The organism is Paraburkholderia piptadeniae, from assembly GCF_900007165.1.
GTDB classification, from domain to species: Bacteria; Pseudomonadota; Gammaproteobacteria; order Burkholderiales; family Burkholderiaceae; genus Paraburkholderia; species Paraburkholderia piptadeniae.
Genome location: NZ_CYGY02000046.1, coordinates 92,668 through 107,634 on the forward strand (window position 1 = coordinate 92,668; position 14,967 = coordinate 107,634).

The following is a 14,967-nucleotide window of genomic DNA, read 5'->3' on the forward strand; positions in this document are numbered from 1 at the left end:
CCACTTCGATCGACTGTTCCCGATCGTCATGCCAAAGCCACGAGGGTCGAGCGCTTGAGATCAGGAGGACCGCACGCGTGATCGCGAATGCACGCCGCGATGCGCGACGTGTCGCGGGATGCGCGAGATCGCGCGTGCAAATGTGCATTTCCCTCAATGCTTCATACACGGAGAACGACAATGCAAAGAAGACACTTCGTAACAGCAAGTGTTGCTGCCCTCGCGTACGGCGGTCTGATGCTGTCGGGTTGCAGCACCACCACGAGTAGCGGGGAATCGGCCGCTACGGACATGTCCAAGCGCCAGTCGATCGATGCGAGCGTCGACGGCACGATGGCGAAGCTCTATACGAGCGTGCAGGGCTCGCGCGAACTGGTGGCGAAGGCGCGCGGCGTGCTCGTGTTTCCTTCCGTGCTGCAGGTCGGGTTCGTCGTCGGCGGGCAATATGGCGAGGGTGCGCTGCGCGTCGGCGGCAGCACGGCGGGCTACTACAGCACGATCTCCGGATCGTTCGGCCTCACGGCGGGCGCGCAGTCGAAGGCGCTCATCTTCCTGTTCATGACACAGGATGCGCTGGACACATTCCAGAACTCGAAGGGCTGGTCCGCGGGCGCGGATGCATCGGTGGCGCTCATCAAGGTGGGGGCGAATGGCGCAATCGATACCTCGACGGCGACTGCGCCCGTCGAAGCCATCGTGATGACGAACTCGGGGCTGATGGGCGACGTGTCGCTCGCGGGCACCAAGGTCTCGAAGCTGACGATCTGAACGGCTGGATGCGCGCGCCGCGGGCTGTTGGTGCGCAGCGGCGCGCGTGAATATCGATGACGTGATGGCGGGCCATCACTCGATCCCCCGCGTCATCCGTTGAATCGCCTGCGGCGGCTGGCCATACGCACGCAAGAACGCTCGGCGCATGCGCTCGCGATCGCCGAAGCCCGTGTCGCGCGCGACCACATCGACGCCATGCCGTCCCGTCTCGAGCATCAGGCGCGCCGCCTCGACGCGCAAGCGCTCGACCGCTTTAGCCGGCGTCTGCCCCGTTTCCTCCCTGAATGCGCGCGTGAACTGACGCGGGCTCAGATGCGCGGCGTCCGCGAGCTGCTCGACGGAAAGCGGTGTGTGCAGATTGCGCCTCGCGTACGAGAGCGCCGTCTGGATGCGGTCGGACTTCGGCTCCAGTTCCAGCAGCGCGGAGAACTGCGATTGCCCGCCCGCGCGCCGGTGATACAGCACCAGCTTGCGCGCGACATGACGCGCAAGCTCGACGCCCGCGTCCTTTTCGACGAACGCGAGCGCGAGGTCGAAGCACGCCGTCATGCCCGCCGACGTCCACACGTCGTTGTCGATGATGAAGATGCGGTCCTCTTCGACTTTCACCGCGGGGTAACGCTTGCGCAGGTCGTCCGCGTAGAACCAGTGCGTCGTGGCGCGCCGCCCGTCGAGCAGCCCGGCCTCGGCCAGATGGAACGCGCCCGTGCACGCCGCCGCGACGCGCCGCGCGGACGGTGCCACGCGCTTCAGAAACTCGATCAGCGACGGCGTCGACGGCAGCAGGTCGTTGTCGCCGACGATCAGAATCGTGTCGAAGCGGCTGTCGTCGAAAGGCTCGGTCGTCACCGTAAAGCCCGACGAGCAGGGCACCGGCCCGCCGCGCTCGGAGAGCAGCACGAACTCGTACAACGGCTCGCTCACCTCGCGGTTGGTGAACTCGAACACCGTCGTCATGCCCAGATTCATCACCTGAAAACCGGGGAACAGAACGATTCCGACGCGCAGCATGGCTTGACTCCAGCGATGTCCTAAAAAGTGGCATCTATGACATTGAGGCCATGTGAGTATGCACCTAATCTTGCCGACATGCAGCCGACGCGACGTCGAACCTGCTTCCCCATCCTCAGGAGCATTGTTATGTCGAATTCTTCGAATCCGGATTCTTTGAACCCAAGCCTCGGCACGGCCGTTGTCACGGGCGCCTCGTCGGGCATCGGCGCCGTGTACGCGGACCGCCTCGCGCGCCGCGGCTACGATCTGATCGTCGTCGCCCGCAACCGGGCGCGTCTCGAACACCTGGCCCAGCGCATCACGAACGACACCGGCCGCTCGGTCGAAATCATCACCGCCGACCTCAACGACGACGCCGACATCCGTCGCGTCGAGAACGTGCTGCGCACCGACGCGAGCATCACCACGCTGGTGAACAACGCGGGCTTTGGCGCGGCCGCACCGCTGCTGGACACGGACGTCGATACGATGGAATCGATGATCAAGCTGAACGTCGTCGCGCTGACGCGGCTCACCTACGCGATCGCGCCCGCGTTGGTCGCGCGTGGCGGCGGAAACATCATCAACATCGCGTCGATCGTGGCGATTGCGCCGGAGATCCTGAACGGCGTCTATGGCGGCACGAAGGCGTTCGTGCTCGCGTTCACGCAATCGCTGCACCACGAACTGGCGAGCAAGGGTGTCAAGGTGCAAGCCGTGATGCCCGGCGCGACGCGCACCGAGTTCTTCGATGTCGCGGGCGTGCCCATCGGGATGCTCGAAGAGCAAGGCATCGTGATGTCGGCGGAACAGATGGTGGATGCGTCGCTCGTCGGCTTCGACCGTGGCGAACTGGCGACGATCCCGTCGCTGCCTGACTACGCCGACTGGCAGGCGTTCGAATCGGCCCGCGCGGCGCTCGGGCCAAACCTGTCGCGCAGCGTGCCCGCTGAGCGGTTCAAAGTGGCTTGACGCAGTGCCGCGGCACGCGGCGCGAGTCTTTAATCGCGCTGCGTGCCGCGTCCCCCGCACGGCGAGTTAATGCGCCTAAACACTCGCGCCCCGGGATTCGGCAACCTCGCCCGGCAATCGTCGCGACGGTCCAAGGGCTGTTCGAGTCGCTGCATCTCGTGAGCGAAACGGATTGCCTGTCGCTGGAAGCATCGGTGGTCACGAAGCACGGGCCGTTTGCACGCGTGCTGACGACGATCGACGTGCGCGAGCGAGCAGCAAGTGTGCATGCTGCAGCGCGCCGCTCACGCCCGCCGCGCAGGAACTCGCGACGTGGATCGCGTCGTACACGCGCACCGTGCGCGTGCGGAACAGGCACGCGTGATTCGCTTCGAAAGCGCCGCGAAGCTCCCGTAAATCCTCACCTGACGCGCCATCGGCGGACGTTGGCAGAAAACCGCGCGCGGTTGGCAGCATCGCGCGTATCAATGCTTTTGCCGCGCACAAGGGCTCTCCCTACACTTTGGTCACACGCCGCTCGCTCGCATCGGCAAAGCGAACGGCCACCGCCGATCACGTTCTGGAGAACCCGAAATGAGCGAAATCATTGCAGGCATCAAGATCCCCGACAGCAAGATGGCGCGCGAAGCGACGCAGCTCGTGCGCGACACCGAAACCGATCTGCTCTATCACCATTCGCGCCGCGTGTTTCTGTTCGGCGCGCTGACGGGCGAGCGCAAGCAGCTGAAGTACGACCCGGAACTGCTGTATATCGGCGCGATGTTTCATGACATGGGCCTGATGGAGAAGTACAGCAGCAAGCACGATCGCTTCGAAGTCGACGGCGCGAACACTGCGCGCAATTTCCTGCAAGGCTATGGCATCGACGAAAACGACATCGACATGGTGTGGGACGCGATCGCGCTGCATACGACCCCGGGCATTCCCCAGTACAAGAAACCCGTGGTCGCGCTGGTGACGGCAGGCGTCGAGATGGATGTGCTGGGTCTCGCGTACGACGAGTTCTCGTCCGAGGACCGCAAGCTGGTCGTGGCGGCGCATCCGCGCGGCGAGAGCTTCAAGGAGAACATCATCGAAGCATTCGCGAACGGCACGAAGCACAAGCCGCTGACGACGTTCGGCAACGTGAAGGCCGATGTGCTTGCGCTGAAAGACCCGGAATACAAGCGCCTGAACTTCTGCAGCATCATCCTGGGCTCGGCGTGGAACGACTCGAACGTGCAGGTCGGCGCGTGCCGCAATCCGGCGCATAACCATGCCTAAGCGCGTGCCGGCAGCTTAAGCACGAAAGACCGCTCTCTCCTCGTCAAGGTCTGTTGACGATCAAGCCGCTTGCAGTCTCCGCTCAAGCGTGCGTTTGAATCCGCGTTCGTGCGAGCGCGGATTCTTTTTTCGCGCGATCACTTCGCGTTTCGCGCGACCGCTTCGCGCGAGTGGCCGCCGGTGGATTTAACAGCGAGCTAGCGGCTCTTCGCCGCCTTCACAAGACTCTCCGACAGCTTGTCGAAGTGCTTGAGCGCCGCCTGTGTGAGTTCGATCTGCTTGCGGCGCGTGTCTTCTAATCCATAACTATGAGAAGCCGATCGCGTAAACCGGATTGCGCCATTTCGTGTGCGTTCATGCGCTCTGCTTCGACGTTTTGCAAAGGCTCCGAAGGCCCGAAAAGGAACGGGCCAACGTCATCGCGTGATGGACGCGCGTGACGATCGCCGCGCCGTCTGCGAAGGCAATTCGCCGAACTGCGCCTTGTACGCATTGGCGAAATGCCCGAGGTGCACGAACCCCCATTGCACGGCGGCGTCGCTGACCGACAAATCGGCCTGCCGCGTATCGAGCAGCAGACGCCGCACCTGCGAGAGACGCAGCGAGCGCACATACGTCAACGGGTTCGTCTGCACGACGGCCTGAAAACTGTTCTGCACCGTGCGACGGCTCACGCGCAATTGCGTGCAGAGGCTTTGAATGTCGAAGGGCTCTTCGGGATGCTCGATCACGAAGTCGTGAATGCGCCGCACGATATCGGACTGGCATGCGTGCGTGAGCCGGTTCGTCGATGCCGGCACGTGATACGCGAGCAGATCGACGAGCACCTCGCCGACACGGCTGCGCAGCGCTTGTTGTGCGCGCGCGTCGTCGAATGCATCGGGCTGCGCGAGCACGCTTTCGAGCAGCGCCGCGATCTGCAAGCCCGCGCGTGCGCAGGCGGCGTTCGGAATATCGACGACGGTGCGTCGAAAGAGAGCGTCGGTCAGATCGACGCCCGCGCTGTCGGCGATCCCTTGCAGCATGTCCGAGCCGATCACGACGCCGACCAGCGACATCTCATCCGGCGAGTGAAACTCGAATGGCTCGCCGCCCGGCGCCATCACGAATGCGCCGCGATCGATGCGCGCGCCGCCGAACGTGAACGCACCCGCGCCCGTGAGCGGAACGCCGAAGGTCATCTGATCAGGCGGCAAGTGTCCGCGCTGCACGACGCGCAAATTGGCGGACTCGTGAAAGAGGTGCACGCCGTTCAGCTCGATCTGCTTCACCGCGCTGCGAAACGCGCCCGGGCCGATCTGGTCGTAACGCTGATCCCAGCCCCGCAGCGCGGCCGCGTGCTGATCGGCATCGTCGAAGAACTGGTGATGGACGAACACAATGCCCCCAACTATCCGGGAAAAACAGCGAAGTTTCGTAGAATAAACCGACCGCATGGTCGGGGATAGATATCCAAGGGTATTTCCTGGGCCGTTTGCGGTTTGGCGGTTTGGCATCGTACGGCGCCACTTCCGTCGACGTCACGCGGCAGCGGGCCCAGCGATTGATTGTAGCCAGCGTCAAAATAGCATTGGAGGTTTCAAAACCGGTTTGTGCCACTGTCGTGCGGGCCGCTTTACTTATATCCTAGCGAATCGCTTTTTCTGGCTTCGACATCGACGCTCATGACCGGCTCCCGCACTCCCTCGCCGCGCCCGATGCATCGCAATCTGCCGATGCTGCTGTTGCGCGCGCGCGAACTCATGATGGCGCGCTTTCGTCCGCTATTGACGGCGCAGGGGCTCACCGAGCAGCAGTGGCGCATCATTCGCGCGCTGCACGAAAACGGTCCGCTGGAGCCGCGCCAGTTGTGCACGCTCTGCACGATTTCGAGCCCGAGTCTCGCAGGCGTGCTGGCGCGCATGGAGGATCTCGGTCACGTGACGAAGGAGCGCTTCGAAGACGATCAGCGGCGCGTGCGCGTGTCGCTGACGGCGCAGAGCGCGGAGATCGTCGAACGGATGGCGCCGCTTCTGGAGGCCGAATATCGCGCGCTGGAAACACAGGTTGGCGCGAAGATCGTCGACGATCTGTATGTGGCCGTCGATGCACTGATCAACGAACTGGCGAAAGGCGAGGAAGGCGAGCCGGAGTAGGCGGCGTGCGGCCGCCGCTCGATGCCACAGCGTAACGCTTCACCGACACGGTTTAGTTTTCCGGGCGCCTGTCCAGCCGCCCACGACCACCCGCGCGGCCGATCAGGACGCCTGCAAGAATCGAAACAGGCGTCACGCCCCAAACGACGTCCGGCAAGAACGCCTCGCCGCCGAGCGCGCTCACGTCGATGCACCACCAGGCCACCATCTCCACGCCGATCACCCAGATAAAGGCCGCAGCCAGTATTCCCCTGGCCATGCTATTTGTTATTGCCCTGCGCGGCATGCGCCAGTTGAATCGCGGTGACTTCTACTTCTTTCATTCAATCGTGCTCCTGGTGCTTCCGGACTGCCAATGATCTGGATGGCCCCCGAATTGGGGAAACACCCGGGCACGATTGTATTGAAGAGGCCCCGCCCAAGATCTCAAAAACGGGCGGCCTTTATTCCCCCATCCCTTCGCTCGCCGCATCGATCAGGCTCAGCGACACAGCCGGATCATCGACCTTTTGGATCGCCAGCAACGCAAAGCGCGCGAGAAACAGCGCCGCATGCGCCTCGCCCAGTTGCGTCATCGTCTTGCACAGCCGCGTGTAGACGACATCCAGTTCTGCATCGGTCATCGCGTTCTCCATTCGTTCAGTCAGTTGATCAGGACAGCGCGCGCGTGATCGCCGCTTCGATATCGGCGGCGCGCGCATTGCGCCAGCGGCCCAGCACGTGGCCATCGGGACGCACCAGATACACGGTGCCCGGCTTCGCGTCGTAACGCTCGAACAGACGGCCCGTGTGATCCCACGCATGCACGCCGTTCGTCTCGGGATGCAGGCGCGCGCTCAGCGGCACGATCCTGAACGGCACGCCGCGTTCGCGCATCGTTTCGGCAAGCCCGGTGAATCCGGCAGGCACACCGCCTTCGTCGCTGAAGCACAGCGCAGTGAAACGCGGGCTGACGAGATCGGTCAGATGCGCTTCGCGCGCATGGCCGCCTTCCGCGATCGTCACGGGATACTCGGACAGCACCGCGCCCGGCACAGGCCCCGCAGCGTACGCATCGGCATCCGCAACATTCAGCGGCGAGTTCACGTATGTGATCGCCGATGTCTGCCGCGGATTGATCAGCGAGCGCACGCCCGGATGCCTGACGGCAAGACTCAGCACGGCGTTGCGCATCAGGTCGAACGCGAACGAAGGCGGTGCCATGAACTCGGTGCTCTTCGTGCCGTAGCTCAGGTTCTCATGCGTCGCGGCGACGCGTTCGTCCGAATAGCTGTCGAGCAACGCCGGCGATGCGAGTCCCTTCACGACGAACGCGAGCTTCCACGCGATGTTGTCCGCATCGTCGATGCCCGAGTTCGCGCCACGCACGCCGAAGATCGGCACGAGATGCGCGGCATCGCCCGCGAACATCACGCGGTTGTGCCGATAGCGTTCGAGCGTCAACGCATTGGCCTTGTAGATCGTGATCCAGATCGGCGCCCACGCGCCCTTCTCGCCCATCATGTCGAGCAGGCTTTGCACGCGCGGCATCACGTTTTCAGGCTTCACGGCCTGCTCGGCGTCCTCGCCGTCGCGCAACTGATAGTCGATGCGCCACACGTTGTTGGGCTGCTTGTGCACGAGCACGGTCGAGCCCGGATTCGACGACGGATCGAAGTAAGCGAGCCGTTCCGTCGGACGATCGCTGTCGAGTTCGATATCGACGATCACATAGCGCCCTTCGTAGCTCGTGCCCTGCAATTGCAGCCCGAGCGCTTCGCGTATCGTGCTGCGCCCACCGTCGCACGCGACGACCCAGTCGGTGTCGAGCGCGTAATCGCCATCGGCTGTCGAGAGTTGCAGCGTGGCGCCGTCATCGTGCGCATCGATCGACTTCACGCGCGTCTGCCAGCGAATGTCGATCAGATCGGCGCGCTTTTCCGCTGCATCGAGCAGGAACTGTTCGATGTGATATTGCGCGAGGTTGACCATCGGCGGCAGCTTCTGGTTTTCATCCTGCGGCATTGTGAAGTGCAGCACTTCCGTGTCGCGGTAGAAGCTGCGTCCGCCCGTCCACGGCAAGCCCGTGTTGAGGAAGCCTTCGACGGCGCCGAGCCGCTCGATGATCTCCAGGCTGCGGCGCGAAATGCAGATCGCGCGGCTGCCGTAGCAGACGGAATCGTCCGCTTCGATCAGCACCGATCGCACACCATGGTTCGCGAGTCCCAGCGCGACGGCGAGGCCAACGGGCCCGCCGCCGACGATCGTCACGGCATGACGCTTCGCGTCCACGCCCTGCTTCAGTTCGGGCACACGCGCCTTGTATTGCTTCGCGGTGAACGGATAGGGTTTGAATTCCTTGTTCATGTGATGCTCCAGATTCAATACCTTCAGGCGGCACGCGTACGCGGCGCTTCGCGTTTGTCCATCGGCAACAGCATCACGACGATCGCGCCGATCACGAGCAGCGCCGCCGAATACAGCAGGCCCGCCGAGAAGCTGCGCGTCGCGTCCTTCAGCCAGCCAACCACAAGCGGATTCAACGCCGAGCTGATGTTGCCCGTCGCGTTGATGACGGCAATGCCGATGGCCCGCGCGCGGAAGCTCAGCACATGATCGGGCGTAGTCCAGAAGATCGACATCGCCGTGTACGAACCCGCCGACGCGAGGCACACGCCGAGCATGCGCAGCGCCGGATTCGGCGACCAGGCCGTGCACAGCCAGCCCGCAGCGGAGAACAGCATCGGCAGCATCAGGTGCCACTTGCGTTCCTGCTTGCGGTCCGAACGCCGGCCCCACCAGATCATCGCGACGATCGTGCACACCTGCGGAATCGCCGCGAGCAGGCCGATCGTGCGATTGCTCGCATCGGCGCTGAAGCTCTTCACGATGAGCGGCGTCCACACGGCGACCATCGCGAGCGTATTCACGAGGCAGAAGTAGGCGATTGCAAACTTCACGACGGCGGGCGACAGCAGTTCGCTGACGATGCTTTTGTCGTGACCCGATTGCGCGGGCACGGTCGGGTCGGTGCGGTGCTCGGCGGCGAGCGTCGCTGCGAGCGTGCGCTTTTCTTCCGCGTCGAGCCAGTGCGCGTCTTGCGGGCTGTCGTGCAGATACGCGTAGACCACAAGACCGAGAATCGCCGACGGCAAGCCTTCGAGGAGGAAGAGCCACTGCCAGCCCTTCAGTCCGAACGTGCCGTCCAGTCCGAGGATGAAGCCCGACAGCGCCGAGCCGACGGCCGCCGTCACGGGCATCGCGATCATGAAGAGCGCGTTGGCGCGTGCGCGGTACGCGGCGGGGAACCAGTAGGTCAGATACAGCAGGATGCCCGGCAGGAAGCCCGCTTCCGTCACGCCGACCAGCACGCGCAACACGTACAGCGTGCCGGGGCTCGTTGCGAACATCGTCGCCGTCGACGCGAGTCCCCACGCGATCATGATCGTGCCGATCCATCGACGCGCGCCGACGCGCGCAAGCACGACATTGCTCGGAATGCCGCACGCGATATACGCGACATAGAAGAGCGTGGTTGCGAGGCCGAACTGCGTGCTGGTGAGCCCCAGGTCCTTCATCATCGTCAGGCCGGCGAAGCCGATGTTGATGCGATCGAGGAACGAGAAGAAGAACAGCACGAACAGGAACCACAGCAGATGCCGCGATACCTTGGCGATCACGGACTGTGGCTGCGCTTGCTGCGCGTGGGTTGCCGACGATGCATCCAGTGCACCGGCTCGCGAGGTGGATTCCATACTGATGTCTCCGATGGTCACGCTATCTCGGACACCAACGGCCCGATGCAATCGCTTCAACGGACCGCTATTCGAAGATTGGCGACACGTGGCGATGCGTCGCAGTATGGAGCGCGGCGTTGCGCCGCCTGTCCTCAAATTGGGTACAAGTCACGCCCCGCGCGGGCCTGGGGAAAACGCGGATAGGTCAGCGGAAAATAAGGTCTTTCGCAGATTTCCCGAGGCACGCAACGGTCGGGTTGCATTCGGTCATCCACGGCCATTCGAAGACGTGCACCCGCCGACGTTCAAATGGCCGTTCCGTGGTAGCCAGCGGACTCTCCCTCATCATTTTCTCTTGCTGATCCCCGGCACCTGGGCGGCTAGTCTGGTTCACTGTCGAACGGGATCGGCCAGCGCCCAGCTGTGGTCGAAAATCGCCGGCTCTGGTCCATAGAAGCGGAAAACAGCGAACCATTCCTTGCCTGGTGCGATGTAGATCCAGTTGGATGCCTTGCCCGAGGGAGGCTGCGAGCCGAAGTAGAGATCGATCGAGCCGTCGGCATTGCGTTGCGCGTCGGTATCGTACGAATCGAGATTCACGCGCGGCGAGTGCTCGATGAACCCGGCGCTATTCACGTCGTAGACCGTCACGGCCCAAAACTGCCGCGCGGGCACGTTTGGCGGTACGCGCAGCCGGTAGGTTCGCTCGCCTCGCAGCTTCTGGCCGCTGGCGTCGTGCCACTCGGTCAGATAGAAGCTTGCCTTGCCGAGTTTGACGGGCGGCGCATAGGCGAGGTAGTAGATCGCGCCGCGCTCGTCCACATCGAGATAGTCGGCGGTCTGGAACGTGAAGCCCGTCTTCGTCGCCACGCCCTGGCCACCGACGCCCCAGTGCGCACCGGGCCACCAGAGCTTGCGGTTGTCGCGCATCGTATCGATGAACTCTTCATGCGCTTCGCCGACCGCGGCACGCAGGATGGACTGTGTCGCGGTGCTGGGCGCAAATGCGCTGCCCTTTTCGATGCCAACCGAGCGCAGCTGATTCATTGCCACGAGATCGCGCGACGCGACGGGTTCCTCGTTCACCATCCGCGCGAGCCGCGTATAGAACGTCTCGTCGTAGCGAACAATACCGTCGAAAAGCTTGCCCGCCATGTCGATGTGGCGCTGCTTTGGTGGATTGGCGGCCTGCACGAGCGGATAAACCCGTTGCTCGCGAATCGACGCAAGCGCGGACGCGACGTCCGGGCCGGTGAGCGTCTTCGGAATCACGCGGATCAGCGCATAGCCGTTCAAGGTCGAGCTGTGCACGGGAATATAGCCCGCAGGTGCTTCACCGCTGAAGCCCGGTGGCAGCAACAGATAGCGTGCGCCCTTACCGGCATCCTGTCCGGACGTACCTACGTCGGTGAGCGGCTCCTGCCATGCGTCGAGCAGGCTGCCAAAGGTCGCTGCCCCGTTCGACGGCGGGAGGTCGAATACGACAGGGCCGTCCTTCAGGTTGAAGTTGAAGTAGACGTAAAGCGTCGACGAATTGGGCGTCGTCGTCTGGTTCATCCAGTCGGCGGGGCGCGACCAGTAGACGATATCGTTGTAGTGCGCATGGGCATCGCGGAAGAAGGCCTCGCGCATCGCGTCCACGCTCACGATCGGCATGCCCCAGATCGCAGCCTCGACCGCGCGCCGGTAGAGAATGCCCTGAGTGGCGGGGGCCGACTGTTCCTGGGGTGGAGACGGGGCAGCGGCGTTTGCGGGCAGAGTAATGGCGAGTGCGGCAGCAGCGAGCAGAATACGCATTCCGTTGCGGTTAAGCTGAACTGTGGTGTTCATGATCTGGTGTTAGCTCCTTAAGGCGCAGTCGCGCTCGTGCTCGTGCTCGCGCCAACGGAATAAGCCTGCGGAAAGGACCAGCTGCCCTCGAGCGCCTCAGCGTGCGGCCGATACAAACGCACCATGTAGTTCCAGTCCGGAGGAACCGGCAGGCAGTTCGGGACCTTGCTGTCGCAGCCGCCGAACTGGATCGCGATGGTGCCGTTGCCGGACTTTTTCGCTGTGATGCTGTTGAGCGTGTAGGCATCGAGAGCGTTGGGCACGAAATAGCCGTGGGCATCGTAGACGCTGATCGACCAGAAACCGTCCACCGGCACGTCCTTTATGTTCATGCGGTAGATCGTCGTGCCGTCGTTGTGCGCGGGCGTCACGTTCAGATAGATCGCATCCTTGTCGGGATTGCCGCCCCAAGCCATCGCCGTGCCTATCAGGTGACGGACGGGATCAACCCGCCCGGGCGCACCGAACGCACGTCGCAAGTCAGGCAGCGTCGCGCCTAGCGACACTAGCGCATCGCGCACCTTCTTCTGGCTAACGGGGTCCCAGTCGGGCACCTCAAAGCGGCCGGGGTCACCCGGCTGGCTAACCGCGATCGCGTCCTGCAGTGCGTGTGCGCGGTCGACATCGGAAGGATCGGCCATATCGACCAGTGTGCGAACGGCAACGAACAGATAGCGTGTGCCGGCCTTCCCCTTTGTATAGGTATAAGCGCCCCCGCCGTAGCCTACGCTCAGTACGTCGTGGTCCTCGTTGACGGCCATGATCGACATGAAGCGCCTGTCCGCCTCCGGCATGGTGATCGACACCGGTCCGGCATCAAGGTCGAAGACAGCCTCGGAATAAAGCGTGTCCCGATTGGGACGCACGCCCGTGCCCTTGATCGGCGCGAGATCGCGGAAGTGATAGAACCGGCCGAATGCGCCGCGCTTCACGAAAAGGCGCAGGTACATGTCCGTTTCGGCACGGGGGAAATTGTCCACCGTCACGGCATTGAAAGCAGGTGCAGGCTGCGTGTCCGTCTGCGCCCACAAGGCCAGCGGCGCAAGTGCGAGGACGGGTGCCATCAGAGAGCCCAGCACGTTCGAACGTTTTGTCATCTCCTCTCCGTTCTTTCAGCCACGCTCGCGCGCGGCGGGTTCGGCTTGCTGGCCGGTGCGGCGGTGCCGGCATGCCTCACCGTCGAGCGTAGAGCGATACGGTCGGCGCGCACCCCTGTCCACACGGGGGGCGCCCGTCACGACGGACCACATGACGCAGGAATTGATGCGGTGCAATACCCCCTCAAAAGGCGAGGTGCCGACCGTCGGCGCGGCTGCCTATCATCGTCCTTAGCCATCGACGGCATATGGTGAAAGTACGCAGTCGAAGCCGCTGTCAGTGCCGATCGAATTCTTTATCCAGCACACCTTGAACCGGATGCCGTCATGTCGCTGATACTTTCCCGCCGGGATCTGAATTTCCTGCTCTACGAATGGCTTGGCGTCGAGCAACTCGCGCAAATGCCGCGCTACGCCGACCATTCGCGCGAAACGTTCGACGCTGCGCTCGATACCTGCGAACAGATCGCCACCGAATTGTTCGCCACGCACAACAAGAAGAACGACCAGCACGAACCGCACTTCGACGGCGAGCGCGTTCATGTGATTCCCGAGGTCAAGACGGCGCTCGATGCGTTCTGCGCCGCAGGTCTCATGGCCGCCGGGCAGGACTACGATCTCGGCGGCATGCAGCTTCCGCTCGTCGTCGAAAAGGCGTGCTTCGCCTGGTTCCTCGCCGCGAATATCGGCACGGCCGCCTATCCGTTCCTGACCATCGGCAACGCAAACCTGTTGCTCGCGCACGGAACGCCAGCGCAGATCGACGCATTCGTGCGCCCGGAGATGGAGGGTCGATTCTTCGGGACGATGTGTCTTTCCGAGCCGCAAGCGGGTTCGTCACTCTCCGACATCACGACGCGCGCCGAATACGAGGGAGAGTCTTCGCTGGGCGCGCAGTACCGCCTGCGAGGAAACAAGATGTGGATCTCTGGCGGTGAACATGAACTCGCCGAGAACATCGTGCATCTGGTTCTCGCCAGGATTCCCGGCGCGGACGGCAAGATGACGCCCGGCGTCAGGGGTATTTCGCTCTTCATCGTGCCGAAGTACTTGCCTGGCGAAAACGGCGCGCCTGGCGAACACAACGACGTGGTGTTGGCGGGCCTCAATCACAAGATGGGCTATCGCGGCACGACCAATTGTCTCCTGAACTTCGGCGAAGGGACGAAGTACACGCCCAGCGGGCGCGCGGGCGCGATCGGGTATCTCGTCGGCAAACCCGGCGCGGGACTCGCATATATGTTCCACATGATGAACGAGGCGCGCATCGGCGTGGGTCTTGGCGCGGCGGCGCTCGGCTACACGGGTTATCTGCACGCGCTCGACTATGCGCGCAACCGGCCACAGGGACGCATTGCGGGCGCAGCCGGAAAAGACGCCGCCAGCCCGCAAGTAAAGCTCATCGAGCACGCCGACATTCGCCGCATGTTGCTCGCTCAAAAGAGCTATGTGGAAGGCGCGCTCGCACTCAATCTCTATTGTGCGAAGCTCGTCGACGACGCGCGCGCGTCCCAATCGGACGACGACGCACACGCGGCACACGACTGTACGCTGCTGCTCGACATCCTCACGCCGATCGCCAAGAGCTGGCCGTCGCAATGGTGTCTCGAAGCGAACAATCTCTCGATCCAGGTGCACGGCGGTTATGGCTACACGCGGGAGTACAACGTCGAGCAGTTCTGGCGCGACAACCGTCTCAATCCGATCCACGAGGGCACGCACGGCATTCAGGCGCAGGACCTGCTGGGCCGCAAGGTCACGATGCAGGAGGGCGCCGCGCTGCGCCTTCTGCTCGGTCGTATCCGCGCGACGATCGCACGGGCGGCCGGAGAAGACGCCGCGCTCGCCGAATGGGCGCAAAGCCTTCACGCGATGATCGCGCGTCTCGAAGAAGTCACCAGCGCGCTGTGCTCGACCGATGATCGGGCTCTGGCGCTCGCCAACGCATCGGTGTATCTGGAGGCATTCGGCCATGTGACGCTTGCATGGATCTGGCTCGAACAGGCGCTCGTCGCGCAGTGCGCGATCGACAAAGACACATCCGGCGAGCGCCCGGAGTTCTACCGAGGCAAGCTCGCTGCCGCTGGCTGGTACTTTCGCTGGGAATTGCCGCGTGTGGCAGCGCAGTTCGACCTGCTCGCATCCCTCGACAGCACCACGCTCGACATGCGGGATGCGTGGTACTGATCA

General features: G+C 63.4%; 13 protein-coding genes and 1 pseudogene. 5 read left to right on the forward strand and 9 right to left on the reverse strand.

Features of this window, described 5'->3' with window-relative positions:
• Nucleotides 1-180 precede the first annotated feature (180 nt).
• Nucleotides 181-768: a BPSL1445 family SYLF domain-containing lipoprotein gene (locus BN2476_RS23410; RefSeq protein ID WP_087736540.1), complete on the forward strand. Its 588-nt coding sequence runs from the start codon at nt 181-183 to the stop codon at nt 766-768.
• Nucleotides 769-843: 75 nt separating this feature from the next.
• Here BN2476_RS23410 and BN2476_RS23415 read toward each other — a convergent pair whose 3' ends face one another.
• Entirely contained in the window at nt 844-1,782 is a 939-nt protein-coding gene (locus BN2476_RS23415; protein WP_087736541.1) for a GlxA family transcriptional regulator, read from the reverse strand.
• Between the two features lie 129 nt (nt 1,783-1,911).
• On the opposite strand from BN2476_RS23415, the gene BN2476_RS23420 reads away from it, so the two are divergent.
• Nucleotides 1,912-2,736: an SDR family NAD(P)-dependent oxidoreductase gene (locus BN2476_RS23420; protein ID WP_087736542.1), complete on the forward strand. Its 825-nt coding sequence runs from the start codon at nt 1,912-1,914 to the stop codon at nt 2,734-2,736.
• 573 nt (nt 2,737-3,309) lie between these two features.
• Nucleotides 3,310-3,999 (forward strand): HD domain-containing protein, encoded by a 690-nt coding sequence (locus BN2476_RS23430; RefSeq protein ID WP_087736543.1) that lies wholly within the window; start codon nt 3,310-3,312, stop codon nt 3,997-3,999.
• Nucleotides 4,000-4,196: 197 nt separating this feature from the next.
• On the opposite strand, the pseudogene BN2476_RS48360 reads toward BN2476_RS23430, so the two are convergent.
• Nucleotides 4,197-4,295 (reverse strand): annotated as a pseudogene (locus BN2476_RS48360) (winged helix-turn-helix domain-containing protein); the annotation flags it as partial.
• A gap of 120 nt (nt 4,296-4,415) precedes the next feature.
• Nucleotides 4,416-5,378 carry a helix-turn-helix domain-containing protein gene (locus tag BN2476_RS23440; RefSeq protein WP_087736544.1) on the reverse strand — a complete coding sequence of 321 codons (963 nt, stop codon included), beginning with the start codon at nt 5,376-5,378 and terminating at the stop codon, nt 4,416-4,418.
• A gap of 285 nt (nt 5,379-5,663) precedes the next feature.
• Between BN2476_RS23440 and hpaR the strand changes: the two genes are divergently transcribed.
• Entirely contained in the window at nt 5,664-6,134 is a 471-nt protein-coding gene (gene hpaR / locus BN2476_RS23445) for a homoprotocatechuate degradation operon regulator HpaR (RefSeq protein WP_235850932.1), read from the forward strand.
• 52 nt (nt 6,135-6,186) lie between these two features.
• On the opposite strand, the gene BN2476_RS23450 is transcribed toward hpaR, so the two are convergent.
• The 6 genes from BN2476_RS23450 to BN2476_RS23475 all read right to left on the reverse strand — a co-directional run bounded on the left by BN2476_RS23450 (nt 6,187) and on the right by BN2476_RS23475 (nt 12,777).
• On the reverse strand, nt 6,187-6,393 hold the full coding sequence (locus BN2476_RS23450) for a hypothetical protein (protein WP_087736545.1): 207 nt from the start codon (nt 6,391-6,393) through the stop codon (nt 6,187-6,189).
• Nucleotides 6,394-6,577: 184 nt separating this feature from the next.
• The gene (locus tag BN2476_RS23455) at nt 6,578-6,757 is read right to left on the reverse strand and encodes a hypothetical protein (protein WP_087736663.1); all 180 of its coding nucleotides are present in this window, start codon (nt 6,755-6,757) and stop codon (nt 6,578-6,580) included.
• A gap of 28 nt (nt 6,758-6,785) precedes the next feature.
• Nucleotides 6,786-8,480 (reverse strand): FAD-dependent oxidoreductase, encoded by a 1,695-nt coding sequence (locus BN2476_RS23460; protein ID WP_087736546.1) that lies wholly within the window; start codon nt 8,478-8,480, stop codon nt 6,786-6,788.
• A gap of 23 nt (nt 8,481-8,503) precedes the next feature.
• Complete coding sequence (gene hpaX, locus BN2476_RS23465; protein ID WP_087736547.1) at nt 8,504-9,868, reverse strand: 4-hydroxyphenylacetate permease; 1,365 nt, start codon at nt 9,866-9,868, stop codon at nt 8,504-8,506.
• Nucleotides 9,869-10,240: 372 nt separating this feature from the next.
• A complete protein-coding gene (locus tag BN2476_RS23470) occupies nt 10,241-11,680 on the reverse strand; it encodes a DUF1254 domain-containing protein (RefSeq protein ID WP_087736548.1) in 1,440 nt (479 codons plus the stop codon).
• 17 nt (nt 11,681-11,697) lie between these two features.
• A complete protein-coding gene (locus BN2476_RS23475) occupies nt 11,698-12,777 on the reverse strand; it encodes a DUF1254 domain-containing protein (RefSeq protein ID WP_235850933.1) in 1,080 nt (359 codons plus the stop codon).
• 327 nt (nt 12,778-13,104) lie between these two features.
• On the opposite strand from BN2476_RS23475, the gene BN2476_RS23480 reads away from it, so the two are divergent.
• Nucleotides 13,105-14,964, forward strand: coding sequence for an acyl-CoA dehydrogenase (locus tag BN2476_RS23480; RefSeq protein WP_087736550.1), 1,860 nt, complete (start codon nt 13,105-13,107; stop codon nt 14,962-14,964).
• Nucleotides 14,965-14,967: the final 3 nt, after the last annotated feature.